The sequence below is a fragment of the Anaerolineales bacterium genome (assembly GCA_015075725.1).
Taxonomy (GTDB): Bacteria; Chloroflexota; Anaerolineae; order Anaerolineales; family Villigracilaceae; genus Villigracilis.
This window is the reverse complement of the sequence record JABTTV010000001.1, coordinates 4,285,651-4,311,538: the sequence shown is the minus strand read 5'-3', so window position 1 is coordinate 4,311,538 and position 25,888 is coordinate 4,285,651. Positions and strand designations below refer to the sequence as shown.

Genomic DNA, 25,888 nt, shown 5'->3' with positions numbered 1-25,888 from the left:
ATTCTTTCCTTGTGTTAAGCAGCCGGAAGATATTTTTCGCGCAAGCTCGCCATGTGATGGTCCACATGACCGACGATCATATAAGCCAACGCGCGGGCGCTGATCGGCGCGCCGCTTGCGCTTCCGACTTCGGCAAAGGCGGAGTCTTTCGTATTTTGAACCATACGGATGGTGGCATGGCGGACGGATTCGAATTCATCGAGCAGGCTCGCAAATGGAAGTTCGTCTGCCATGGACTCTCGTACGAAATCATCCTGCTCGAAGCCGGGCAGGGGGGTCTTATCCTTGCGCGAGACGCGCAGGAACCGATAAGAAAAAACCCGTTCGACGTCTATCAGATGAGAAACGACTTCTTTGATGGACCATTCCGCGGGTCCGGGTTTGAAGCGCGCTTGAGAGTCGGATAACGCTCCCAGCGTGGACCGAATTTCATCGAGCTGATTCGACAGGGAGGTGGAGACATCCCCGCGTGCGGCGGCTCGTTGAACGTAGTCGGCATAGAAGGGAGCGTATTCTTCAAGAGGTGGAGGGGTAATTCTCATGGTGGGGTCCTTTTCGATTTTAAATTAATAAACAGGCAGGAGGTTCGTCAGAACGTTCAAAAAGATCGAATAGACGATCATGCCTTTCCAGTAAGATTTCAAGTCGCTGCTTGAGTTATTAAATCCCCAGGCGATGAGCAGGATCAAGACCGGCAGAAAATCCAGCGAAAAGCGCTGGGTGTTGTATTGGATGTAACCGTTGTTATGATAGAACAACGCTGTTAGTAGAGTCAGGAGCACACTGATCCAGGCTCCCCATTGAATCCATTTATCCGTCCTCGCGCGGAAGGCCGCAATGACGAACGGACTTGCTGCGAGTAGGGATACGCCGAAGCGGCTCAGCCCGACAACCTCAAGCATTGTTTTTCCGCCGAATTCGACGTGATACCCTTGGATGAACATGTGGTAGGCGTTGTAGAAAAAATAGACAGGGTCGAATACCCCGAATTCACTGACCCGCTCGCCAAGGAAATTGCCGGGTCCGCCAAATGCCTGGTAGTTCATCAGTTCATAGCCGCTTCCAAAGGTGCCGAATCTGTAATAGTTGAAACCGAGATATAGCGCGATACTGAAACCAAGCGCGGCGAAAAACCAGCCCAGGTTCGTGATCCGATTTTGTTTTCCCTCGTTCCTCCATAAGAGGACGACGATGAAAAGTGCCATGTAAATGGACAATTGGCGCGAAAGGAATGCCGCACCCAGCAGAAGGCCCGCAAGCCAGCCCCTGCCTTTACACATTGATTCGTAAAAGGCGAGCAGCAAGAAAAGCATGGCGGTGATCTGCGCGAACATCCACACCCATTCGCTTCCGCGGAATATCTGCCAGTATCCCGTTCCCAGAGCGAAACCGGCGAGTACCCAGGCTGCGGTCGGACGATCCAGCTCGAATTTAAGGAGGATGCGATAAAGTGTCAGACAGGTGAGGGCTGCCATGACGAAGGCGATCCAATACATTTTCAGATCCCCTCTTCCGAAGACGGCGACAAACGGTGTGAGAATGACCGCGGGGAATGGCGGGAAAGGGATGTAGATCCGTCCGTGATAATCGATCGTTTCGCCGGGCAGTTTATTCGGCTTCTCCTGGATGGCGAAATCGCCACGCAGGAACGCCTCTGCCTGGTAGGCGTATAAATTGGTCGAGCCGTTGTTTTTGTTAAACGTCCCGATGATGCCCGTCAAAAGAAATAATGAAACGATGAGCCAGGAATACCTGATGAGAAAATTGCGGAAGTTTGCGATGGACATCGGCTGGAACGATCTTTCCGATTGTGGAATTCACCCAGTATAGCACAGCCGATTTTCGGGCAATTTTTATTGTATTTTCATCAATTTCTGCGAAACCAGCGTGCTTTGTTCGATCTCGCTCATTCGCGCATACAGGATCTTTTCATTGACTTCGAGGTTGTTGATGACCTTGAGCGCGGAAATGATGCCTTCGCCAATGTGCTCGCCCTGCACTTCGCCGTATTCGATCTCCATCAGGATGTAATCGGCGCGGGAATCGCTGGCGGTTCCTTTCGGGTCCTGCCAGGTGCCGAGCGCGTCGATCTCCGTCGTTGCCTTCATGAAGTTCAGGGCTTCGATCTTCATCCGCGGCACGGTCAGCGAGAGCAGTTCGCGATGGTCGCGTTCGAAGACGGCGTTGAACTCGGCATCGCCGAATAACAAGGCGAACAGCATATCCTTTGCTTGCTGGAGGAGTTGCTTCCCTTTTTCCGTGCGGAATTCATCGCCGAGCATCTCTCCACCTTTGGGCGGCGCATTATCGAGCAGGAATCCTTTCGCGATCAATTCTTCACGGTTAATTTTCCTGTATGCGTCAATGAATTCATTGAGTTTATTATCGTTCAGCGCCAGTTGCTTGACTCTCTCCCCAAACTCGGCGCGTTTGCGATTCTCTTCCTCTTTGTAATGCTTGCGGTCCATTTCCTGCAGGCTGTGCGCGTCGAGGGTCAACCGCACGATCTGCTCGATCAGCCATTCCTTGTCCTGTTCGGCAAGATAGGCGCGCAATTTTTCCTCGAACTGAGGCACGATCTCGCGGTTGATCTGCCGGACGATGGTTTCGATGTTGGGCATGACGCGCTCCTAAAGAGAGATCGATCTTCCTGAATCTTAGACGGTCTCAAACCCGCTCATTTTCCATTTGTTGATGCCGCCATCCGCCTGGATCACATTCTGGAATCCGCGCCGTTTTAATACCGAGATCGCAACCATGGAGCGGTTGCCGCTCGCGCATTGGATCACCAAAGGTTTGTCCTTCGGAAAATTCAAATCGTCCCATGCGACTCTTCCGCCTTCGAAGTGGATCGCGTTGGGGATGTGCCCGTCGTTCCATTCGCTCAACCGCCGCACATCGATTACCGCCACTTCGTCCAACCGTTCGCGCAATTCTTTCGGGCTGATGGATTGCACCGTTTCAACCGGGAGTTCCTTCGCCCAGGCTTCGATTCCCCCTTCGAGATAACCAGCGATGTCATCGTAACCGATGCGGATCAACTGCCGCGCCGCAGACTCCCTTTGGTCTGCGGATTCCGCGAGGAGGATGATTTTGCTCCCGAACGGAATCACCCAACCCGCCCAAACGATGAGCGGAGCATCGACGCGGATACCGTATGAGCCGGGAATGTGCCCCGCGGCAAATTCCTTGTGATGACGAACGTCCAATACAACGACGCCCTCATCCATCATTGACTTAACCTCACCTGCCGATAACGGTTTGAGAATCGGAACGCCGCCGAGGATTTTTGCGCCTTTTTGATTCAACCCGCGCATGTATTTGTAATAAGTGGGGTAATCCGGCAGACCCGTCAATGCGCGTTCGATGAATTCCTCTTCGTTTTGCGGCTGGGCAAGTTGATTCGTTTTTCGCTCGCGCCCGATGGTCGTCGTCCGGTCGGATGAAGCGGGAGCCACACAGAACGAGCCCGCCCCATGGGTGGGGAAGACGTTTACTTCGTCGGGAAGTTTCAGCAATTTATCGTGAATGGTATGAAACAACAGACTCGCCAGCGGGCGCGTGAGTTCCGGCGTGAGTAGATCCGTCCGCGCCGCGCCGCCGACGATGAGCGCGCCGCCGCTGAAGAGAGCGGCTGGAATTTTGCCATCCGCTTCGGTGAGCAAAAACGAAATATGTTCCGGCGTATGTCCAGGCGTCGTCATCACCCGGATTTGGAACGCGCCGAGATCGATGACCGAGTCTTCGGTAAGCGGCGTGTGATCAAAACCGACCCCTGCCTCTGCGCTGGCGCCGATGATTGCGTTTGTTTGATTCGCGATCTCGCGGTTGCCGGAGATGAAATCCGCGTGCAGGTGGGTGTCAAGGACATGCGTCAGTGTAAGACCCCGCTCGGAAGCGGCATTCAGGTATCGGTCCACGTCGCGAAGCGGATCGATCAAAATCCCTTTCTTCGTTGCGTGTGATCCGATCAGGTAAGCAGAGTTGCCGAGTCCGGTGTCTACAAACGTCTCGATAAAATAATCCGGCATGATTTGTGAATTATACCGCCCGGCGGATGGATCGGTCAGGCGGGTAGATTTAACACCTCTTCGAGGAAAGTCACTTCGGGCGGACCTTTAACGCCCGCACTCTGTGTTCTCTCGCGGAATTCCTGCGACTGGAACATCTGCATGGCTTTCTCTTTATCGGAATAATTGCCGAGGATCACAACTTCATTAGGACTGCCCGATTTGCTGAATGCGCGGACGCCCGTCGAACCGAAACTCTTTCGAAGCGAAGCCGCTTCCTCGAACACGGATTTCCATTTATCAATATCCTCGACGGTAAATCGAACAAGCACGTAGGTCATGGTTTTCTCCTTTTATAAGAATAGATAACTATCCATACAACACTCAATGTGTTGCCAGGGTGCTTTACCCGCCCGTCTTTCGCTGTATAATCGTGTCAGATAATGAAACGGAGTTTTGGATGACTTCCAATCACAATCGCAACCCCGGCGTGCCTCTTGACCTCGACTGGGTGATGGGCGCGCACGTCAACAAGAGCGCGGTGGAGCGGCGTATCGAGACCCTGCAAAAGCGCCGCACCGTAAAGAAGGAATGGCAGGCTGCCTGGCTTCTGCGCGCCGTCACCTGCATCGACCTGACCACCCTCGCCGGAGACGACACGCCCGGGCGCGTTCATCGTCTATGCGCGAAAGCCAGACAACCGATCCGCCCGGATATGCTCGAACGGCTCGGACTGGATGGCGAGCGGGTCACCGTCGGCGCGGTCTGCGTTTACCCGAATCGCGTCCGTGATGCGGTGGAGGCGCTTCAAGGTTCTGATATTCCTGTTGCCTCTGTTGCGACAGGTTTCCCTGCGGGGCAGACTCCTCTGCCGCAGCGGATTCAAGAGATCGAACAGGCTGTGGAGGCGGGCGCTCGGGAAATCGACGTGGTCATTGCCCGCAACCATGTGTTGACCGGCGACTGGAGATCGCTTTACGATGAGCTCAAGCAATTCCGCGAAGCCTGCGGTGATGCGCACATGAAGACGATTTTGGCAACCGGTGATCTGGGAACGTTGAAGCAGGTCTATCAAGCGAGTCTCGTCGCCATGATGGCAGGCTCGGACTTTATCAAGACATCGACGGGCAAGGAATCGGTAAACGCCACGCTGGAAGTCAGTTTGGTGATGACGCGCGCCATCCGCGAATATCTCGACCGCTTCGGCTACAAGATCGGTTTCAAGCCCGCAGGGGGAATCAGTTCCGCCAAGCAAGCGATGGCATGGCAGTCGCTGATGAAGGAAGAACTCGGCGACGAATGGCTGATGCCGAATCTGTTCCGCCTTGGGGCGTCCAGTTTGCTCACCGATCTGGAGCGGCAGTTGTATCACTTCATCACGGGCCACTACGCCGCGAAGCATCACATGCCGATGGGATGATAGTATTTACCGCTAAGAGCGCAAAGAAAGGAAAATAGAAATGGCTGAACAAATTATCGTTTCAAACCCAAAAGTGATGATGGGACAGCCCGTCGTTTCAGGGACGCGCATTACAGTTGATCTAATTCTCGAAGAGCTGTCAGCGGGTGAATCATTTGCCCAATTACTAAAAGCCCACCCGCGCTTGACGAAAGAAGGCATTCAAGCCGCATTGAAATTTGCTCAGGAAGCCCTGCGCGCTGACGTGGTTTATCCCATCTCCGAGTCGGTCTGATGAAAATACTCGCCGATGAAAGTGTGGCTCACGAAATTGTCCTGCGCTTGAGGAGTGACGGGCATGATGTCGGCTATGTCGCGGAGATGTCCCCAGGCATAATGGACGAGGAAATTCTTGTTTTGGCGAGCGACGAAAACACTTTGCTCTTGACCGCCGATAAAGATTTCGGCGAGTTGATTTTCCGCCAGGGATACGTCAAACGCGGGATAGTCTTGTATCGCCTCGCGGGACTTTCGTCGCAGGAAAAGGCGGAGATTGTTTCTTCTGCGATTGCCAAACATGCAGATGAATTGCTTTCGGCTTTCAGCGTGATTACCGAAAAAGCAGTTCGTATTCGGAGAGTTTGATGAAAACCGACCTCGAGCGGCTGTTGTATCACTTCATCACGGGTCATTACGCCGCGAAACATCACGTGCCGATGGGATAAAAATCAACCACAGATAAACACAGATGGACACAGATAGAAGGATGAATTGATGGAAGTAAATGACATCACCGAAAAGATTATCGGATGCCTTTATCAGGTGAGTAATACTCTCGGCTGTGGTTTTCTCGAAAAAGTTTATGAGAACGCAAGTGGAATTGCTATTGCGAAGGCTGGGCTGCGCGTGCAACAGCAGTTCCCCATTCAGGTTCGATATGAAGGCGTCATTGTCGGAGATTACTTCGCAGATTTACTGGTGGAGGAATTGGTATTGGTGGAGTTGAAAACCGTCAAAACCTTCGACGATGTTCATACTGCGCAATGCTTGAATTATTTGCGTGCCACAGGCTTACCCGTCTGTCTTCTTGTCAATTTTTACCGTCCAAAACTCGAAATTAAACGAATCGTTCCACATGACTCTTGGAAAATCCAAATGCCCAACCACAGATAAACACGGATGAATACAGATTTTGGTTTCTTTTGTTTATCACCCATCCGCGTTTGTCTGTGTTCATCTGTGGCTCTAATCTGAAAGGAGTTCTTATGTCTACCCTCCTCGACCTCTTCAAAACCATGGAATACGGACCCGCCCCTGAATCTTCCGCCGCGGTGGATAAATGGCTGGAGGAACATGGACGGAAGTTTGGTCTGTTCATTAACAACGAATGGGTGACGCCTAAAGGCGCTAAATATTACGCGTCGTTCAACCCTGCCACCGGCGAGCAGATCGCAGAGACCGCGCAAGCCGAAAAGAAGGATGTCGATGCCGCCATTGCCGCGGCACGGACGGCTTTCGACTCGTGGAGTAAAACTCCTGGTGTCGTTCGCGCGCGATACATGTACGCCATTGCGCGCAACATCCAAAAACATCATCGTCTCCTTGCTGTGTTGGAATCAATGGACAACGGCAAGCCGATCCGCGAGTCGCGAGATGTGGATGTGCCGCTGTTGGCGCGTCACTTTTACTATTACGCGGGCTGGGCTCAACTCATGGAAACCGAACTGCGCGACTATCAGCCCGTTGGCGTGATCGGGCAGATCATCCCGTGGAACTTCCCGTTGATGATGCTGGCGTGGAAGATCGCTCCCGCCATTGCGATGGGAAATACTGTTGTATTAAAGCCTGCGTCATACACACGTTTGAGCGCCTTGCTTTTCGCCGAAGTCGTTGCTGAAGCGGGACTTCCGCCGGGCGTGGTTAACATCATCACGGGCAGCGGCAAAGCGGGCGAGATGATCGTCACGCACCCCGACGTGGACAAGATCGCCTTCACAGGCTCCACCGAGATCGGGCGCACGCTGCGCCATCTCACCGCGGGATCGGGTAAAAAGATTTCGCTGGAGTTGGGAGGCAAGAGTCCCGTTGTCGTGTTCGAAGATGCCGACTTGGACGCGGCCGTTGAAGGTGTGGTCGATGCGATCTGGTTCAACCAGGGTCAGGTCTGCTGTGCAGGCTCAAGGCTCATCGTCCAGGAAAATGTTGCGCCGCGTTTCATCCAAAAGCTCAAAGCGCGCATGGGTCATATGCGCGTCGGCGACTCGCTCGATAAAGCCATCGACATGGGCGCGATTGTTGATAAATCGCAATGGGATACGGTGGATTACTGGGTGAAGATGGGTGAGAAGGAAGGCGGGGACGTTTTCCAACCCGATATTTCTTTGCCCACGAAAGGACTCTTCTACAAACCCACGCTCATCACGGACCTCGACCCTGCCGCGTCGACGGTGCAGGAGGAGATCTTTGGTCCCGTGCTTGTTTCCTTAACATTTAGAACGCCCGAAGAGGCGATCGCGCTTGCGAACAACACGCGCTACGGACTCGGCGGGAGCGTGTGGAGCGATAACATCAATCTCGCGCTTGACGCGGCCAGCAAGATCAAGGCAGGTGCGATGTGGGTTAACTGTCACAACGTCTTCGATGCGGCGGGTGGATTCGGCGGCTATCGCGAATCAGGTTTCGGTCGCGAGGGCGGACGCGAAGGTTTGTTCGAATATGTCAGACCGAAGTGGATGGATCGTCCGCGCCCGGACTTTGCGCTGGATGAATCGAAGAAATGGGGCGAGCACGTGCCCACGCTTCCTTCCAAGCCGACAGCGACTCGTACAAATGGACATGACCTTCCCCGGGTCGACCGCACCCCGAAAATGTACATCGGCGGGAAACAAGTCCGCCCGGACGGTGCGTACAGCACGACCATCCTCAATGCAAAAGGGAAGATCGTCGGTCAGGTTGGTGACGGAAACCGCAAGGACATCCGCGATGCGGTCGAAGCCGCGCACGCGGTCATCGTTGCGAAATCTGGTTGGGCGATGCGGCACGGATACAACCGTTCGCAGATCCTGTATTTCATCGCGGAAAATCTTGACGCGCGCAATGCCGAGTTCGTCAAACGCATTGTGGAGATGACAGGACGCACGCAAAAGTCCGCGCAAGCCGAAGTGGACGCGGCGGTGGAGCGTCTGTTCACCTACGCAGCCTGGGCGGATAAATACGGCGGCAACATCCAAGAGACCACCCTGCGCGGAATCACGGTGGCGGTCAACGAACCTGTCGGCGTGATCGGAATCGCCTGCCCCGACGAAATGCCGTTGCTTGGATTTGTCTCCCTGATGGCGCCTGCGATTGCAAGAGGCAATACTGTGGTGATGATACCGAGTCAAAAATATCCGCTATCTGCCACGGACTTTTATCAGGTGCTGGATACGTCCGATGTGCCTGGCGGTGTGGTCAACATCGTCACAGGCGACCGCGAAGCCCTGACCAAGACTCTCGTCCAGCACGAAGATGTGGACGCGGTCTGGTACTTCGGCTCGGCGGAAGGCAGTTACTGGGTGGAGTACGAGTCCGCCGCCAACATGAAACGCACGTGGGTCGGCTACGGCCTGCCGCGCGATTGGATGGACCGCGAGCAGGGCGAAGGGCATGAGTTCCTGCACGAGGCGACGCAGGTGAAGAATATCTGGGTGCCGACGGGGGAGTGAGGATGGATTATGTATAATTCCTGTAATCACATACTACCAAGGAAAAACATATGAAAAATGGAGTTTGCCCCAAATGTTCTTCATCGGAGGTTTACTTTATAAAGTATGATTACAGCAACCTACGAGGCAGTGCTGCTCATGCTTTGTTAGATAGTTTTGTTTTTCCCAAAGGTCCAGGAATGAATTTTACTTTGTATATTTGTGTCGATTGTGGATATACAGAGCATTACGTTCATGATAAAAAGCAACTAAAACAGGTTGCTCAAAAAGCTGAAAAAATTAGCAAAGATTAACCACTCTATTTTAGTTAAAACTTGAAATGGAACTATGAGTAATCAAATCATTCTTACTACATCTGTTACTATTCTCTTGGCTTTCTTGGGTTATATAGTTACTTATTTGAACAATTTGCGTTTATCTCAAAGAGCTGAAAGGTTACAAAGAATAAATAGGCAACTAGGCGAACTGTATGGTCCGCTTTTTGCTTTGAACCATGCCTCCGATATTGCTTGGAGAGCATTTAGATCCAAACACCGTCCCAATAATGCGTATTATTTTGGCGAAGGCGCCAATCCATCAGATGAGGAACTGAAAGTTTGGCGGTTGTGGATGAGTTCTGTGTTTATGCCAATAAATAGCCAGATGTATGAGATACTACTAACTAAATCTGATCTTTTGATTGAATCAGAAATGCCAGATTGCTTATTGAAATTATGTGCTCATGTGGCCGCTTATAAAGCCGTGATTCAGAAATGGGAGCGCAAAGATTATTCGGAACATACATCTTTGGTAAATTATCCTGGTCAATCACTTTCTATGTATACTCGTGAGTCTTTTCAAAAGTTAAAGGTTGAACAACGAAGGTTATTAGGAAAACCACATTTTTAAACCAATTGCATTTTCTGATAAACGCATACTCTTAATCTAAGTTGATGCGTCCCTAAGGCAAGTTCAATGAATGGAAGGTTGTTTCGGGGTGGGGGAGGTTGTCCGTGCGGCGGGGAAGGACCTCACCCTGATTGGGTTGAGCAATCGGCATGTCCGCTTGGCCCTCTCCCAGGGGAGAGGGTATGAGGTGGGTTTCTTTTCTGTCTGATGGCATGTTCGGTTTCCAAAGCGGATAACGGATGGACGGTGCTCGGGGGGATGTCGGTTTCGACAGGCTCAACCCAAGACTTCGGGGTGGGGAGGGTGTCCGTGCGGCGGGGGAACCTCACCCTGATTGGGTTGAGCAATCGGCGTGTCCGCTTGGCCCTCTCCCAAGGGGAGAGGGTATGAGATCGGTTTCTGTTCTTGGTGGGTGGGCAAGTCAGATTTCCAGGGCAAATGTTCATTGCTGGAGGGTTTGGCTTCTACCCCCGTGGGGGACATCGTACCGTAGCGTAACGGGTGGTAGACGGGAGGGGGGTATTGCGTTTGTGCTTTGCTGTATAATTATCTGCATGGAAACACCAAATCTTTCGCGTGTAAAAGTCAAGATCCCCAAGCAGGAACTGGCTGAATTCTGCCGCCGTTATCAGGTGCAGAAATTGGCTTTATTTGGTTCCGTGCTGGGGAATAACTTCCGCGCGGATAGCGATGTGGATGTGCTGGTGTCATTCCAGCCAAACGCGCGGATCGGGTTCATCACTTTTTCTAGAATGCAGCGTGAACTTGCCGATCTATTCAAACGCCCAGTGGATTTAGTTCTGATGGACGGTTTGAAACCCGTCATCCGCGACTCTGTCCTCTCAAACATCGAGGAAGTGTATGCGTCTTGAAAAACTTTACCTGACAGATATCATCGAGGCTGCGCAAGCCATTGAGCGCTTTATCATGGGCGAGAGTTATTACGAGTTCGAGCAAAATGAGATGATGAACAGCGCCGTGCTTCAAAAACTGACCGTTATCGGCGAGGCCGCATCCCGTTTACCAAAGGAATTTACGAACCGCTTTCCCGAAATTCCCTGGGTGGATATTATCGGATTTCGCAATATCGCCGTCCATGAATATTTCGCCATCCGCTGGGATATTGCTTGGGTGGCAGCGTCAGAGGAGGTGCCTGTGTTGAAAGGGCAAATCGAAAAGATTTTGCGGGAAGATTTTACAGAGGAATAGTCTTGTTTGGAAACCCATCCCTACCATGTAGGCACCCTCTCCAAATCCGAACGGAGGGGATGTAGGAACTTGCCTAACCTTTTATTGCGGATTTGGGGAGGGACGGGGAGGGGCAGGATATCTGGGTGCTGACGGGGGAGTGAAAGAGCAGAAGATCAGAGATTAGATGATTAGACCTCGGAAGTCTTTGAAGCTCCCGAGGTCTGGTTTTAAAACGAGTCTAGACTCGTTTGCAAACCTCTCTAGACACGATTTAAATCCTCTCTAGACCTGTTTCCAATCCTTCCTAATAACAGGATTTCCCTCCTCTATTGCGTATAGACATTTGAGTTTGATGCTTAATTTAATATGCAAACACCCTCTCCAAATCCGAACAGAAAGATTATAGAATTTTCCCAACTTGTCATTTCGGATTTAGGATGGGATGGGGGAGGGGAAGAATATTCGGGTACTGACGGGGGAATAGCCTCTCGGTATCCTCTGGACACAATCCCCAACACTGCATTTAAGTGAGAAAGGAGTAGCTTGAGCTTTATCGCGGAATTGAGTAGGAACAGAGGAGGGCAGATAGGGGTAAAGAGTGACTTGTCTAGGGTAAGGAAGAACATATTACCTTACCCTAGACAAATTTATAATAATAGTTAGAATTCATTCTAGGTCTGTGGAACCTGCTTTATTTTTTTGGTACTCCTTAAAATTTGAATGAATTGAAATATACAATCAAATTATTCAAATACTGTAATAGCAGAGGATATAGCCAAAATGTCAAAGCAAAATTTCTATCGACTGATAAGTTTAGCTATCGTAATTATTTTATTGGGCACTACTGTAACTTTCATTGTTGGGTGGGTTTCAACTGGTGATGTTGGACAAGCCATTAAATTATCGCTCTATTTTTTTCATCGTTATTAGTTACTGGATTAATTGCGGGAATTATCAAAGATCTCTTGGGCAGATTGACAACCGGACTTGCTGATGTTATTGAAAATATATTGTCTTTACCTGGAAATAGGAAAGATTATTTAACTAGGACGGTACAACGGGATCGTTTCTTCGATGTAAAGGGATTAACCGCCCAAGGGGATTATTATTTAGAATTAGACAGGGTTTATGTAGAATTAGATTTAACAGAAAAAGAAAGCGAAACAGAATCATTAGAAAGGAGTGTGTGGGATTTTCTATTCCCCCATACTGAAAGTGGGAAAAGGCTAGTCCTTATTGGATCTCCGGGTAGCGGAAAAACTACATTATTGAAGCATCTTTCTTTAATATTATCTAAACACGGTTCATACCGCGGGTATAAAAAACTTCCCATATTGTTTCTGATAAGGGAACATGCAGCAGCGATTTGTGAGAATACTAATCTATTGCTTAGTGACGTTGTGGCAATACAAGTTCAGGGCTTAAATGTTAAAACACCTCCTCAATGGTTTCAAAATCAATTAGATCGAGGAACTTGTATTGTATTAATGGATGGGCTAGATGAAATCGCCGATAATGATAAACGATTAACAATCGTTGAATGGGTTCAGAAACAATTGAATAATTTTCCTAAAAGCGATTTTATCGTGACTTCGAGACCACATGGTTATGACAACAACCCATTAGTCGATGTTCAAGTATTGAGAATCAAACCATTTTCCCAGTCTAAGAGAGACTCTTTTATTACAAATTGGTATCTTGCCAATGAGTTGAAGAAGAGCCAAGTTGATGATGATGGTGTCCGTCGCGAAGCGAAGAAGGGAGCGGAAGACTTAATAAGGAGAATTCAACTGCGACCAGACTTAGCTCAATTGGCGGTAAATCCATTGTTGTTGACTATGATTGCGACGGTTCATAGTTTTAAAGAGGTGCTCCCTGGTAGGCGCGTGGAATTGTACAGAGATATTTTCGACGTTTTTCTGGAGAGGCGGAGAAAGGTGATTTGGCTTGATGATCCATTAAGTACTCCGCAGAAATTACAAGTACTTAAAGTACTCGCATATTTTATGATGACTAATCGTTTACGGACAATTCCGGAGCAGGACGCACTTAAAGTCATTCAATCGGAGTTGTTGTCGGTTGTCGATAAAATGGTCAGTGCTAAACTAAGTGCAGATGGTTTTTTAGAGAGAATAAAAAATCAAAGTGGATTGCTGTTGGAAGCAGAGAAGGATGAATATGCTTTTGCCCATCTAACCTTCCAAGAATTTCTTGCAGCATCATATATTTTGGATGATAAAACCCGAGAGTTGGAAAAAAAGTTAATAAGTTCAGTGGATGATGGATGGTGGGCTGAGACAACAAGGCTATATGCTGCTCAAACAGATGCCACCCCAGTTCTAGAAGCTTGTCTTAAAAACACTCCTCCAAAAATTACATCTTTAAGTTTGGCAATAGATTGTTTGGTAGAGGCTCTGAAAATTCAACCGATAGTTCGGGATAAATTACAAAGAGTTATCGATATTGAGGCCGAGTCTATTGATCCCCAACGCAGAGCGCTAATCGCTGAGGCTTCATTATTTTCTCGCTTGCGCTGGATGAATCCTATTGATGAGGATACCTTGGTTGATCCCTCATTAATAAAGAATATTGAATACCAGCTTTTCATTGATGAAAAACGGGGAGAAAAACAGTATTATTATCCTGACCATTGGGTAACAGATAAATTTCCCGAGGGTCATAGTTTTATGCCTGTACTCGGCATACGTGTGTCGGATGCAGTTGAGTTTTGTAAATGGTTGACATCACGGGACATTTGGCAGGCGAGGTACCGACTTCTATATGAGTCGGAAGCACCATCTGTTTTAGAAGAGGATGCTCTTTATTGGATAATGCTAAACGATAATTCTTTTGCTTTAGCTCCGCTTGTAAAGAGAAGAGAAGAGGGAGAAGTTGAACATTCGCCTCGTCATATCACCCAGATTCGTCGTGATAAGATTGTCCAAGTTCTTGAAGGAGATCTGGATCGTTTGGAAAGATTGAGAAAAGCCAGTTTGGAAAGATCCAAAACGCAACCAAAAATAGATGAACTATTGAAATCACCATATATTCCTCAGTCTGTTGGGTATGGCGAAAAAAAACTAGGCGCAAGCGTACGTGATTATGATTTTGAGAAAAGATCACTTCAAAATTTCCAAGATCAGATTATGTTAAAGCAGTTCGAATTGTTTAGCGTTGAACTTGATCTAGAGTTACTTCCCATTCTCGATTTATCATTTTTTATGTTTTTGGAAAATAAAGAGAACAAGGTGAAATATACTAACTGGATATTAACGATAACTGCGCAGAAATATTTCTTTTCTACTGAATTGGATTTGTCACAAAGATGTGCGGCGATGTTACGTGCTTTAGACGACATCGAAAAGCAGATAAATATCGAAAACTTTCTAAAAACTATTTTTTCTCAAATGAGGCGTTCGCTGAACTTATTAATCAAGCGGGAATGGAACATGTTTCCATTTTCTCGAGAGGAAAATAGTAGAGATTACTTAAGCGATCGAGCGAATTGTTATGATTATGTTAGGTGGTTTAGCAGGGTTGTTGTTGTTAATCTCATTAGCTTATTGTTATCATCATCACGACTGAGTTTTGCAACAACCCAAAAATTTATACAAGTGGCTATGAATTTACTAGTGGACATGATGTTCCTTGAGGAGAGAATAAATGGGTTGCAAAATCCCTACGAAGGCTTGCGAATTGTCAAGACAGTTAAGAGACTTGGTAGTGGCTCAGAATAATTAATGACCTTCGTGAGGCGGGGATAGTATCCAGTTAATTTATCGCAATGCAGAATGACAATCTATTCTGCGCTGATTCTTTGGAGGAAGGCAAGGCAAATCGACTAGGATTTCAGTCAGATTCCAGCTGCGCAGCCTGCAACTCATTTATACCAAAGTTTACTAGAGATTGAAAGTCAGCAAGACATTGATGGGCTGGCAAGCATGTATAAGATATCTTGCGCGTTTTTTCATTTTATACCTCTTCGGCTAGTCGCACTCTCTACTTTGCCAGGGTTTTATAAAAGACACAACCACTTGCTCAATGCGGGTGCGCAGCGGGTGTAACAGATCGAGAACGGATGACGGTGCGCGGGTGAAAGGACCTCACCCTGATTGGGTTGAGCAATCGGCATGTCCGCTGGGACCTCACCCTGATTGGCTTGACTAATCGACATGTCCGCTTGGCCCTCTCCTAAAGGGAGAGGGTATGAGGTCGGTTTCTTTTCTGCCTGATGGCAGGTTCGGTTTCCAAAGCGGATAACGGATGGACGGCGCGCGGGTGGAAGGTCGGTTTCGACACTCCCTTCGGTCGCAACCCAAAGCTTCGGGGTGGGGAGGGTGTCCACTTCGACAGGCTCAGTGCAAGCGTTCGGCGGGATAACAAAGAACGAAGGCTGTTCGCATTCAGGCTTCCGAAGGACCAAAGGCTTCGGAAGTCACGTTTTAACGGGCATATCCAACGGATGGCTCCATGTGCCCATTTGGTCATTATTGCCACTTCAATTTTCTACTTTTATGGGTACCATTCGGCGCATCCGACGGATATGATGATATTGCTACGGCGCGAGTATCAAATAAGTGAATGAAGCAAATGCTTCGGTTAGAGGCCTTCGATGTTCAACCATTACAGAAATGGTCCCTTGCGGAAACCTTTGGATGAAAGCGGGAATATCGACTTTGAGTTCAGTTTTGCATTCCAGCCCATTGTGGATGTGGGGAGGCGGGAGATTAGTTCGTTCGAGGCCTTGGTCCGCGGACCGAATGGCGAACCGGCGGCTTCCGTGCTCCAACAGGTTTCGGATGTGAATTATCACAGATTTGATGAAATATGCCGCTGGAAGGCGCTCGAAATGGCCAGCCGCCTGCAGGTCCCCAGAAGATTGAACATCAATATTTCGGCAAAGGGCTTATACCTGGTTGACCTGAACATCACCGCGACATTCAAAGCCTCGCGCACGAGCGGTTTTCCGGTAAAAAACATCATTTTTGAGATCACCGAATCCGAGAGCCTGACCGACCATCACCTCCTGTTCAAGAACCTCAGGGTCCTGCAGGATTTTGGATTCAAAACCGCCATCGACGATTTTGGCATGGGATACTCCGGATTGAAATTGCTGTTGGAATACCAGCCGAACTATATCAAATTGGACCGCGAGCTTGTTTCGCACATCGACAAGAATCCCATCAAGCAGCATGTGTTTTCCGGGATCCAACGCATGTGTCAGAAATTATCCATTGACATCGTGGCGGAAGGGGTGGAAAGGGACGAGGAGTATATTTGGCTGAACAATGAAGGGGTCGATTATTTTCAGGGATATTACTTTGCCCGGCCCGCGTTCGAATCCCTGCCGATGGTCGCATTCCAGGCATAAGCCTTTCCAACCGCCCCTGCCCCCGAACGATCATTTCCTTAAGCGATGGCCCGCCCATGGGCGTTCCGATTGCGAAGACTTCGATCAGTTGTGCGAACGGGATGATAAAAAGCGCTCCGTAGTGGATGGAGAACACTTAGAACCCGCGCTTTTGTCCTTCCCAGGGCGGGGCTTTGCCTGCCTTGAATTCTTCCACACTGGGTCCTTGTAATTTGGCGAGCCGCCAAAGCCCGTAAATGTAACTGACGATCAGCAATACAACGATGAAGGGCCAGCCTAAAAAGATTCGCACCGTGCCGAGCGCGTCCAGCGCATCCTGTTGATAGAGCCAAAATTCAAGGGTCAGGCGCGCGGCGAAAGCTACTGCCCAGAGAATGGTCACTTCGTTGTAGGCGGGCAGGACTTTCGGATGCCAATACCAATTCAACGCCCAGCGTCTGGCGATGAAACTCGTCCATGCCACCAATGGCCGGTTGAACGCCACGCTCACCACGCACAGGATCACCGTCGCAGCGCCTGAGAAAAAGCCGGGCAAAAAGAATCCTGCGCCAGATCCGCTCAACTTGACGAAGAGAGCCGCCAACAGCGTTCCACCCAAGCCTCCGAGAGCATAGGTCAAGTTCTCGCGGCGGATGAGGCGGTAGGCGGCGAATCCGCCTGAGATGGCGAGCGCGCCCCAAAGCGCCGCATCCACATTGGATAATGAATTGATCAGCAGAAACGCCAGTGGAGGGAAGAACGAATCGAGCAGCCTTGATCCACGACCGGAGAGAACGGCTCGCAATTCCTCCCCGAGTTCCTGAAGTTTACCCATTGGCGTGGTGCCCCATCCAGAATTTTTTCCAATCCCCTTTGCTGGCGTTGAGCGCGAGGAAGGCATAGAGACTGCCTGTGAAAAATCCGAGCACCATCATCAAGACCACCCAAACGATCGCGCGGACGATGGACTTCTCGCGATAGACGATCCAGGCCGAGAAGAGGATGAAGCCCGTGTATAGATCGACCATCGAGACGATGCCCCACGGGTTCTGAAGCAGGGCGGCGCCGTCCCTCCCGAAATCGCCGACAGTGAAACCGTAGAATAAGACGGCGGTCATGGCGAGCACGCCCAACCCCGAAATGACTTTGGCAATTTTCATTTTCATTTTCCTTTCGATATCATGTATTCCGTAAATTCTATGCGGGGTTCTTCGAAATGATGGCGTACCCCACCGCGCCCGGACCGATATGCGCACCAATGACCGGGGTGATGTCCATCGAATATGCTACCTCAACGGAAAGGAAATGGGCAGCCTGGTCACGAAATGCCATGGCCTGCTCGGGGGAGTTCGTGTGCAGCAGGGAGAAATGTTCGATGGGTTGATGCTCCTCCAGCATTTTCAAGAGTCTGGCTTCGGCTTTGTGTGCCGTGCGCACCCGTTCGGAACCGGGCAATCCGTTTCGCATGATGAGGATCGGTTTGAGTTCCAGCAGACTGCCGATGCCTGCAATGAATCCGTTCATGCGTCCGCTTCGCCGCAGGAATTCAAGCGTATCCAACCGCGCCGCAACAAAGGTCCGCGCCATGAGATCATCGAGCGCAATTTCGATCTCCTGCATCGACCTGCCTTCTGCCGCCATGCGGGAGGCGCGTTCCACTTGAAGACCCGTTCCCAAGCTAAGCTGACCCGAATCACGCACAGTGACGGGGATCTGTTTGAATTCATGCGCGGCGTTTCTCGCCACGTTTACGGTGGCGCTGAGTTTCTCTGATATGTGAATGGAAAGGATCTCTGTATATCCCTTATCTTTCAGGGTTTGATAGGCCTCTTTGAATGCGTCCGCGCCCGGTGTGCCGGTTGTGGGGTGAACGGTGTAGCCTGGCAGGTTCGTGTAAAAATCCTTTCGGGTGATATCCACACCGTCCAGATAGCCCTTGTCGCCGATATTGATGAAAAGGGGAATGACCTTGATGCCCAATTCATGGATCACATGTTGAGGGAGATCACAGGTCGAGTCGGTAACAATGGCAATGGACATGGCTTATCCTCCGTTCTGCGCTTGTATGAACGATCCCGCTGAGCTGTTCCATTTCGATTATACAATGATATGAGCGCGGGGAGGCGTCATGCAACGTCAACCCTGCTTCCTGAGAAGCACGTCTGTCAATCCGTGGAGAAGTTTGAGGGTGAAGAGGCGCGGAGCTTGTCCAGATATTGGCTAATAATGCTTCTCAATTCCCCCGAACCCGATCTGCTTGTTCTTCGAGGTCATTTCGATGAAATAACGCAGCCGCTTTATGAATTCTGCGGGGCGTTTGCGCGCCGCGTCGATAAATGCAATACGGATGCGGACGTAAGCGTCGGAGAAGCTCTGAAAATTCTTCCAGGCTTCCCTGTCCGCCTGGATGGCTTTCAATATATCGGGCGGGATGACAAATTCCGCGTTCAAGATATCGGTCAGCGTATCGGCTACTTCCTTGATGACCTTCTTTTGCGCGACCAAAGTCCGCAGGCGCTCGATGTTGGCTTGCGAGTATTTCGCCTTTGGCTTGCGCGGCGAAAAGCGCTGGACGGTATGCTCGTCATCCAGTTTCTTGATGATGGAGTCGATCCAGCCGAAGCACAGGGCTTGTTCCACGGCGTCGTTGTATTCGATGCGCGGCTTGCCTGTCGCTTTCTTGGGGTAGACCAGCCAGACCTCCGCTTCGGTTTTGTGATGCTGCTTGAGCCACTTGCGCCAGTCTTTGGGGTTGGTAATGTAGAGAGTCTTTGATATTTCCATGGAGGATTCCTACTCATAATAATAAAACAACATTCTGCTTGAGTTGGATTTAGTGTCCTTCCTTCGCCGCCTTTGCGCTTCCGACTGCGCTCATAACGACTCCTCCCAACACCACCAAGCCGCCGACCAAAGCGAATCGTCCCATACTTTCGCCGTAGAACAGGAACACCCAGATGGGATTAAGCACCGGTTCGAGCGTACCGATCAGATTCGCCTCCAGCGCCGGGATGTGTTTGATGCCCTTTGTAAAGAAGATGAACGCAAACCCGATCTGAAAGATGCCAAGGAAGGCAAGGATCAGCCAGCTGCTCGCCGTCCATGTTTCTTTCAGAATGAATGGAAAGCCGCAGGTCGCGGTGACAAGGAATGCGATCAGATTGCTCTCAGCCGGATTGCCGTTCTTTTGGGCGCGGAAGGAGACCATCATCACCGCTCCCGTCATGCCGCTCAGGATGGCGAGCAGGTTGCCGTAGAACCCCTCGGGGCTGAGTCTGTCTGCAAAGAAAAGCGTCAACCCGAGGAAGATGACGAACATGGAGATATAGTCTGTCCGTGAAGGCTTTTCTCCTAGCAGCCAGTACGCCAGCAGGACCACGTATATCGGACCCGTGTATTGCAGGAAGATCGAATTCGCCGCCGTTGTCATCTTGGTGGAGGTGATGAACAGGAACTGGGTCAGGATGAACATCAAAGCTGCCAGTAACTGCCACAGCCCAAACCGGGCCGGGAGGCGTTTTAGGTAGATGAGGAAAACGACTGCGGCGAAGAGACTTCGTCCGGCAAGGATGGCCAGGGGCTGCCAATCCAGAATCTTGACAAACAGTCCGCTCGTGCTCCAAAGAACGGCGGTGATGACAAGGTAAAAAATCGCCTTGCGGCGTTCTGAAAGAGGGTCCATTGATTTCCTTGTATGAGGATTCTTTCCGACGAATTGCAACCCGGGAAAGTCCCTGTCGTATATGGATTATACTGGCTGAAAGGCTTGATCAAAATAAAAAGGAAACCCAATCATGACCACCCGCTATAAAATCCGCCAAAACCTGATCTCCATCGGAGATGACTTTTGGATCGAGAACGATGAGGGCAGGAAGGTCTTCAAAGTGGACGGCAAGGTCCTGCGCATCCGCAAGACGCTCGTGTTCGAAGACGCGAAGGGCAAAAAACTTGCCCAAATTCAGGAACGCCTGCTGACCATCAAAGACACGATGGTGATCGAAGATGCGGAAGGCAATGACCTGGCAACTGTCAAAAAAGCGCTTATCACGCCATTACGCGACCGTTGGGATGTGAAAGTTAAGAACGGACCCGACCTCGATGTGCAGGGTGATTTCCTTGCCCATGAGTATTCGATCAAGCAGGATGGCAGGAAAGTGGCGGAGGTCTCCAAAAAATGGCTGAGCCTGACGGATACCTATGGGGTGGAGATACAGGCGGGCCAGAATGACATCCTCATCCTGGCTGTCGCAGTTGCGATCGACATGATGGCGCACGGCAACACCAGGAAGAAAAAAGATAGGGTCGCCAAAAAGGACTGACCTGGAATCAGAACCTCCGAAGCCTCGATGACTTCGGAGGTTTCTTGATGACGCGGCTAAGAGCGCTGATCAATTCGGGTGAATCAACATCACCGGGATATGCGCGAGATGCACGACCCTGTCTGCAACGCTGCCCAGCAGCCAGCGTCGAATCCCGGTCCGCCCGTGGGTGGACATGGCGATCAAATCGGCATGGGTATCTTCGGCAACGGAGAGGATGGTGTCCGGAACGGGACCGTCCTGCGTGACGGCTGTCACCTTGATGTTGTGTCTGCTCAATGCCAGTTTCTTGGCATTGATGTATTTCATCGCTTCCGCCTCTTCCTCCTTCTGGATTTTTACCGCCATGGCGGGTTCGCGCGTAAAAAATTCCGCCGCGGGAGTGATCGGGATTCGGAGAAGGATGATCTCCGCGCCTTCCGCTTTCGCAATGGCTTCCGCGTGGGGCAGGGCGGCTTCCGCAAGAGGTGAACCGTCCAGCGGTACGAGAATCTTTTTATACATGATCCATCTCCTTTCCTTAATTACAGGCCCTGAAGCCTGCTTCGCTCTCACACTAGCACATCCCTGTGTCACTTTCAAGTAATGATCGGCATGTTTTCTTCATTTCATGTTTTTTCCCGGCTTAATGATCTCTTTGTCCTGCTTTATGATCTCATCCAGGAAAACCTCCACGATGGCGGGGTCGAAATGTTCGCCGCTTTGCTCGCGGATATATTTGATGGCTTTTTGCCTGCTCCATTTTTTGCGGTAGGGACGGTCGCTGGTGATGGCATCCCAGACATCCACCACGGCGAAGATGCGCGCCGCGAAGGGGATCTGCGCGCCGGATAATTTGCGCGGGTAGCCGGTCCCGTTCCATTTTTCATGGTGACAGAAAGGAATGTCCAGCGCCTCCCTCAGGTAGGAGATGGGACTGAGCAGGTCGTATGCGAATTGGGGATGTTGGCGCATGATATCCCATTCCGCGTCGGTAAGCGGACCTTCCTTGAGGAGAATGTGATCGGGCACGCCCATTTTTCCAATGTCATGCAGTAATGCGCCCCGGCGGATGTGGGGAATCTGCGCCTCATCGATGTTTAGTACACGGGCCAGCTTCAATGTCAAATCCGTGACGCGCTGGGTGTGACCTTCCGTTTCCTTGTCCCTCAGGTCGAGCGCATGCGACCAGCCCTCGATGGTCGCTTCGTAGGCGAGGATGAGATTGGTGTTCGAACGCTGCATTCCCTGCACGAGCAGGGCATTGTCTATTGCAATGGAGGTTTGCCAGCCGAGGCCGTCCAAGAAGTCAAGCCATTCCATGTCCGGCTCGAGCGGAGCCCGGTGAAATATTTCCAGCACGCCTTTTACTTCGCCGCGGGCGGTCAGCGGCACGCCATAGTATGAAACGAAATGCTCCTCTTCGAGAAGTTTGTTGCGGGTGAACTGCGTGTTTCCGGAGCGGATATCTTCCAGAGACAGGACAACACGCTCGAGAGCCACTCGCCCTGCCATACCCTCGCCAAGGCGCAGGCTGGTGGATTCGATCTTGCGGGTGCGGAATCCGCGCCCCATGGCATATTCGAGGCGTCCATTTTCCGGTTTCAAAAGCAGGATGCACGCGGCATCCACGCCGAGTTGTTTTGTTGCTTCCTCGAGCACAACGTTCATGGAGATGCGCATGTCGAGGCTGTTGCTGATCGCCAGGTCGATCGCGCGCAGCGCGGCGAGACGTTCCAACTGTTTCAGCGTTTGCTCATGCAGACGGGTTCGCTCGAGCGCGAGCGCGGCGCGATTCGCAAAGATGGACATCAGGCGCTCGTCGTTTTCATGAAAGGCGTCCAACTCGGGGCTTTGCACATCCAGGGCGCCGATCGCTGTGTTGCCGACCTTCAGGGGGATCACCAACTCGGAACGGGCAAATTCCCAATTGGGCGCATATTCCTCCTCCATCAACACATTGGGCGCATTGATGATCTGCAGGGTTCTCAGGGCTTTCGCCACCAGCCCGGGTTTGTTTAGATTCAAGGAGGCATTGCTGACTGCCCGGGCATATGGACCAGCCACTGCCACGCGTTCCAGATCGCCCGTCTCCTGGTTGAGCAACAGCAGGCTGCAATTCGATTGTTCGAATTCCTGCAATATGGTCTGGACGATGGTCTGTGCGAGTTCGGGGAGTTCGTCCAATGCGCCGGTGAGCAGCGCTTCGGATGCGCGATATAACCGCAGCAGTTCGATGTTGCGCAGTTCCAGTTCCTTATCCCGTTGTTTGAGGGCTTCTTCGGCCTGCTTGCGTTCGGTGATGTCAAGCGCCAGCACCAGTCGCGCCTTGCGCTCCAACCAAAGAATCGTATGCGAAGTGATCTCGACATGGATGAGCGTTCCGTCCTTTTTGCGGTGCAGCCATTCGCTGGACATCTGGTCCTTGCCGCCCAGCCTTTCGATATGGATCAATAAATCAGGCAGATCTTCATCAGGGCGGATGTCTTTGATGGTCATGCCGAGGAATTCCTGATGACTGTATCCATAGCGCGCGATCGCCGCTTCGTTGACCGCAAGGAATTGCAGGGATTCGGTATCGTATACCCACATCGGATGCGGATTGGCTTCGAACAACATGCGGTAATGTTCTTCGCTGCGTTGAAGTGCTTCGATGGCAGCCCTGCGCTCCCGGCGGGACTCAGCATCGCGCAGTTCGCGTTCGATCGCCGGGTTCAACCTTGCGTAATTCCCCTTGACGATGAAATCGTGCGCGCCGGCTTTCAGCGCCTCGACAGCGGTTTCCTCCCCGATCGTGCCGGATACAATGATAAATGGCAGGTCCCTGCCGCTGTCTTTCAGGATTTTCAGCGCCTGCATGGCGTGAAACTGCGGCAGGGAATAATCGCAGAGAATCAGATCCCACTCGTGGTTATCAAGGGCGGCTTGCATTTCAGGAGCGGTTTCAATGCGTTGATAGTCCACCTGATAATCATACTTGTTCAGTTCGCGCAGGAGGAGGAGTTCATCGGCTTCTGTGTCTTCGATCAGTAGGACACGCAGAATTTTCTTCATTGCATTAAAGAGGCGGCGGCTCGTTCAGAACCAGCCAGTACATACCGAGCTGGTGGATCGCCTCCACAAATTGACTGAAATTAACCGGCTTGCGGATATATGAGTTTGCTCCCAAACTATAACTCTTGATCAGGTCCTGCTCCTCCTTGGAGGAGGTGAGGACCACAACAGGCAGAATACGTGTGCGTTCGTCCGCCCGGATCCGACGCAGGACCTCCAGCCCATCCATTTTTGGAAGTTTGAGGTCGAGCAGGATCACTTCCGGCATGATGCGCGGATCGCGTCCGGAATAGGTACCGGTGCAAAAAAGAAAATCCAGCGCTTCCGCGCCGTCGCGCACAACTGTAAGATTGTTCGCTATCTTGTTTTTGTCGAACGCCCGGACGGTCAGCGCTTCATCGTCCGGGTTGTCCTCAACCAACAGGATCATCTTATTGGACATTTATCGCTCCGTTAACTGTAAAGTAGAATGTTGCGCCTTTGCCTTCCCCGCTCTCCGCCCAGATGCGACCGCCGTGAATGCTGATGATGCGATGGACCGTTGCCAGTCCGATCCCCGTGCCGGGGTAATCGCTTACTGAATGAAGCCGTTGAAAAACACCGAATAATTTGTCTGCATAAGCCATGTCGAAACCGGCGCCGTTGTCCCGTACATAGAATGTGCGCTCCTTTGCCCGTTCCTTCTGACCGAATTCGATGACGGCATGTTCGTTCTTTGAAGTGAACTTCCAGGCGTTGCCCAATAGGTTTTCGAAGACGATGCGCATCAGCCGCGGGTCGCCCTCCACCATCAGGTCGGGCGCAATGGTGAAGGTTACATTTCGCTCCGGATCGTTCTCCTGCAGAATGTTGGCGATCTCCCGAGCGATCCCGCTCAGGTTGATGAAGCGGGGCTGGAGGGGAGTACGGGTCACTCGCGAAAGGGCGAGCAGGTCGTCGATCAATACCGCCATGCGCTGCGCCGCAGCCCTCACCCTTTCCAGATAGTTGAGCGCTTCCGGCGGCAGGGACTGGCCAAAATCCTCGAGGAGCGCCTGGCTGAAGCCGTCAATGCTCCGTAAAGGTGCGCGCAGGTCGTGGGATACGGAATAACTGAACGATTCCAATTCCTTGTTTGCCGCTTCCAATTGGGCGGCATGCTGACGAAGATCGTTGTTCAATTTCTTGATATCTTCCTCGTTCTTTTTGCGGTATGTGACATCCCGCACCACGGCGCTGACGAGCAGGTTCCCCTCCGTCTCCAGCGGGCTCAAGCTGATCTCGACCGGAAACTCGCTGTTGTTTTTTCGCAATCCGTACAGGTCCAATCCGATTCCCATCGGGCGCACGGGAGCCTCCACATAATACCCCTGCCGGTGGCCGACATGTTTTTTCCGGAGGCGTTTGGGCACCAGCGTTTCGATGGGTAGACCCACGATTTCATCCCGCATATAGCCGAACATTTTCTCCGTTTGTGAATTGACCAGTTGGATGACCCCCGCCCGGTCCACGACGATGATCGCATCCGGCGCGGACTCCAACAGCCCGCGGAATTTCCGCTCGGCATTCTGACGTTCGGTCACATCGCGGATGGCGGCGATGGCAAACCTGCCGTCTTCGGTTTCCAACGGGCTCAAGCTGATTTCAACGGGTATTTCATTGCCGTCCCGCCTCAAGCCGAATAATTCCAAACCGGTGCCCATGGGGCGAACGCGCATATCCGAGAAATATCGGGTGCGGTGTTGTTCGTGCCTGGCGTGATACCGGACGGGAACGATGCTCTCGATCGGCTGCCCTTTGATTTCCTTCCGACTCCAACCGAACATTTTCTCGAACTGCGTATTGACCAGCGCAATTTGCCCCCGACCGTCAACAATGACCATTGCGTCGGGCGCTGCTTCCAAAAGATGAAGAAATTTTCGATCTTTGAACACAGATTGGCGCCTTATCAGTAAAGGATCCCAGTAAATATGCAGTTTCTGGTGAACGTAAAAGGCATCGCAGTTCATCAAAAC

Annotated in this window: 27 protein-coding genes; 12 read left to right on the top strand and 15 right to left on the bottom strand. The window is 51.1% G+C overall.

All coding sequences use genetic code 11. The features are described from left to right. Positions 1 to 14: 14 nt before the first annotated feature. The 5 genes from HS100_20695 to HS100_20675 form a co-directional block, all read right to left on the bottom strand. Positions 15 to 542, bottom strand: coding sequence for a DinB family protein (locus HS100_20695; GenBank protein MBE7436346.1), 528 nt, complete (start codon positions 540 to 542; stop codon positions 15 to 17). A gap of 24 nt (positions 543 to 566) precedes the next feature. Continuing rightward, positions 567 to 1,787: a glycosyltransferase family 39 protein gene (locus HS100_20690; GenBank protein MBE7436345.1), complete on the bottom strand. Its 1,221-nt coding sequence runs from the start codon at positions 1,785 to 1,787 to the stop codon at positions 567 to 569. 66 nt (positions 1,788 to 1,853) lie between these two features. After that, positions 1,854 to 2,621, bottom strand: coding sequence for a hypothetical protein (locus HS100_20685; protein MBE7436344.1), 768 nt, complete (start codon positions 2,619 to 2,621; stop codon positions 1,854 to 1,856). A gap of 36 nt (positions 2,622 to 2,657) precedes the next feature. Then, positions 2,658 to 4,031 carry an MBL fold metallo-hydrolase gene (locus HS100_20680; protein ID MBE7436343.1) on the bottom strand — a complete coding sequence of 458 codons (1,374 nt, stop codon included), beginning with the start codon at positions 4,029 to 4,031 and terminating at the stop codon, positions 2,658 to 2,660. A gap of 35 nt (positions 4,032 to 4,066) precedes the next feature. Then, complete coding sequence (locus HS100_20675) at positions 4,067 to 4,351, bottom strand: cyclase (protein MBE7436342.1); 285 nt, start codon at positions 4,349 to 4,351, stop codon at positions 4,067 to 4,069. A gap of 119 nt (positions 4,352 to 4,470) precedes the next feature. On the opposite strand from HS100_20675, the gene deoC reads away from it, so the two are divergent. The 10 genes from deoC (at position 4,471) to HS100_20625 (ending at position 14,929) form a co-directional block, all read left to right on the top strand. Next, on the top strand, positions 4,471 to 5,430 hold the full coding sequence (gene deoC, locus HS100_20670; GenBank protein ID MBE7436341.1) for a deoxyribose-phosphate aldolase: 960 nt from the start codon (positions 4,471 to 4,473) through the stop codon (positions 5,428 to 5,430). 40 nt (positions 5,431 to 5,470) lie between these two features. Continuing rightward, positions 5,471 to 5,704, top strand: a complete 234-nt coding sequence (locus tag HS100_20665; protein ID MBE7436340.1) for a DUF433 domain-containing protein — start codon at positions 5,471 to 5,473, stop codon at positions 5,702 to 5,704. Continuing rightward, on the top strand, positions 5,704 to 6,054 hold the full coding sequence (locus tag HS100_20660) for a DUF5615 family PIN-like protein (protein MBE7436339.1): 351 nt from the start codon (positions 5,704 to 5,706) through the stop codon (positions 6,052 to 6,054). The genes HS100_20665 and HS100_20660 overlap by 1 nt, the downstream gene beginning before the upstream one ends. Before the next feature lie 129 nt (positions 6,055 to 6,183). Continuing rightward, positions 6,184 to 6,582, top strand: a complete 399-nt coding sequence (locus tag HS100_20655) for a GxxExxY protein (GenBank protein ID MBE7436338.1) — start codon at positions 6,184 to 6,186, stop codon at positions 6,580 to 6,582. Between the two features lie 122 nt (positions 6,583 to 6,704). After that, entirely contained in the window at positions 6,705 to 9,113 is a 2,409-nt protein-coding gene (locus tag HS100_20650) for an aldehyde dehydrogenase family protein (GenBank protein ID MBE7436337.1), read from the top strand. Between the two features lie 50 nt (positions 9,114 to 9,163). Then, positions 9,164 to 9,406 carry a hypothetical protein gene (locus tag HS100_20645; protein MBE7436336.1) on the top strand — a complete coding sequence of 81 codons (243 nt, stop codon included), beginning with the start codon at positions 9,164 to 9,166 and terminating at the stop codon, positions 9,404 to 9,406. A 49-nt stretch (positions 9,407 to 9,455) separates the two neighbouring features. After that, on the top strand, positions 9,456 to 10,001 hold the full coding sequence (locus tag HS100_20640) for a hypothetical protein (GenBank protein ID MBE7436335.1): 546 nt from the start codon (positions 9,456 to 9,458) through the stop codon (positions 9,999 to 10,001). Between the two features lie 554 nt (positions 10,002 to 10,555). Next, positions 10,556 to 10,873, top strand: coding sequence for a nucleotidyltransferase family protein (locus tag HS100_20635; protein ID MBE7436334.1), 318 nt, complete (start codon positions 10,556 to 10,558; stop codon positions 10,871 to 10,873). After that, positions 10,863 to 11,210 (top strand): DUF86 domain-containing protein, encoded by a 348-nt coding sequence (locus HS100_20630; protein MBE7436333.1) that lies wholly within the window; start codon positions 10,863 to 10,865, stop codon positions 11,208 to 11,210. The genes HS100_20635 and HS100_20630 overlap by 11 nt, the downstream gene beginning before the upstream one ends. Before the next feature lie 947 nt (positions 11,211 to 12,157). Next, positions 12,158 to 14,929, top strand: a complete 2,772-nt coding sequence (locus tag HS100_20625; GenBank protein MBE7436332.1) for an NACHT domain-containing protein — start codon at positions 12,158 to 12,160, stop codon at positions 14,927 to 14,929. A gap of 278 nt (positions 14,930 to 15,207) precedes the next feature. Here HS100_20625 and HS100_20620 read toward each other — a convergent pair whose 3' ends face one another. Further along, positions 15,208 to 15,366 (bottom strand): hypothetical protein, encoded by a 159-nt coding sequence (locus tag HS100_20620; GenBank protein ID MBE7436331.1) that lies wholly within the window; start codon positions 15,364 to 15,366, stop codon positions 15,208 to 15,210. Positions 15,367 to 15,861: 495 nt separating this feature from the next. Between HS100_20620 and HS100_20615 the strand changes: the two genes are divergently transcribed. After that, positions 15,862 to 16,563, top strand: coding sequence for an EAL domain-containing protein (locus tag HS100_20615; GenBank protein MBE7436330.1), 702 nt, complete (start codon positions 15,862 to 15,864; stop codon positions 16,561 to 16,563). Between the two features lie 136 nt (positions 16,564 to 16,699). On the opposite strand, the gene HS100_20610 is transcribed toward HS100_20615, so the two are convergent. The 5 genes from HS100_20610 to HS100_20590 all read right to left on the bottom strand — a co-directional run bounded on the left by HS100_20610 (position 16,700) and on the right by HS100_20590 (position 20,224). Further along, positions 16,700 to 17,377, bottom strand: a complete 678-nt coding sequence (locus tag HS100_20610) for a DUF3159 domain-containing protein (protein ID MBE7436329.1) — start codon at positions 17,375 to 17,377, stop codon at positions 16,700 to 16,702. Continuing rightward, the gene (locus HS100_20605) at positions 17,370 to 17,702 is read right to left on the bottom strand and encodes a DUF1475 family protein (GenBank protein MBE7436328.1); all 333 of its coding nucleotides are present in this window, start codon (positions 17,700 to 17,702) and stop codon (positions 17,370 to 17,372) included. The genes HS100_20610 and HS100_20605 overlap by 8 nt, the downstream gene beginning before the upstream one ends. Positions 17,703 to 17,739: 37 nt before the next feature. Continuing rightward, on the bottom strand, positions 17,740 to 18,582 hold the full coding sequence (locus HS100_20600) for a DegV family protein (GenBank protein ID MBE7436327.1): 843 nt from the start codon (positions 18,580 to 18,582) through the stop codon (positions 17,740 to 17,742). A 180-nt stretch (positions 18,583 to 18,762) separates the two neighbouring features. Beyond that, positions 18,763 to 19,326 (bottom strand): YdeI/OmpD-associated family protein, encoded by a 564-nt coding sequence (locus HS100_20595; GenBank protein MBE7436326.1) that lies wholly within the window; start codon positions 19,324 to 19,326, stop codon positions 18,763 to 18,765. Between the two features lie 49 nt (positions 19,327 to 19,375). After that, entirely contained in the window at positions 19,376 to 20,224 is an 849-nt protein-coding gene (locus tag HS100_20590; protein MBE7436325.1) for a DMT family transporter, read from the bottom strand. A 112-nt stretch (positions 20,225 to 20,336) separates the two neighbouring features. Here HS100_20590 and HS100_20585 point away from each other — a divergent pair, with 112 nt between their 5' ends. Then, the gene (locus HS100_20585; GenBank protein ID MBE7436324.1) at positions 20,337 to 20,861 is read left to right on the top strand and encodes an LURP-one-related family protein; all 525 of its coding nucleotides are present in this window, start codon (positions 20,337 to 20,339) and stop codon (positions 20,859 to 20,861) included. Between the two features lie 69 nt (positions 20,862 to 20,930). On the opposite strand, the gene HS100_20580 is transcribed toward HS100_20585, so the two are convergent. The 4 genes from HS100_20580 to HS100_20565 form a co-directional block, all read right to left on the bottom strand. Further along, a complete protein-coding gene (locus HS100_20580) occupies positions 20,931 to 21,365 on the bottom strand; it encodes a universal stress protein (protein MBE7436323.1) in 435 nt (144 codons plus the stop codon). A gap of 99 nt (positions 21,366 to 21,464) precedes the next feature. Continuing rightward, positions 21,465 to 23,894 carry a GAF domain-containing protein gene (locus HS100_20575; GenBank protein ID MBE7436322.1) on the bottom strand — a complete coding sequence of 810 codons (2,430 nt, stop codon included), beginning with the start codon at positions 23,892 to 23,894 and terminating at the stop codon, positions 21,465 to 21,467. A 4-nt stretch (positions 23,895 to 23,898) separates the two neighbouring features. After that, complete coding sequence (locus HS100_20570) at positions 23,899 to 24,336, bottom strand: response regulator (GenBank protein MBE7436321.1); 438 nt, start codon at positions 24,334 to 24,336, stop codon at positions 23,899 to 23,901. Further along, positions 24,326 to 25,807: a PAS domain S-box protein gene (locus HS100_20565; protein ID MBE7436320.1), complete on the bottom strand. Its 1,482-nt coding sequence runs from the start codon at positions 25,805 to 25,807 to the stop codon at positions 24,326 to 24,328. The genes HS100_20570 and HS100_20565 overlap by 11 nt, the downstream gene beginning before the upstream one ends. Positions 25,808 to 25,888: the final 81 nt, after the last annotated feature.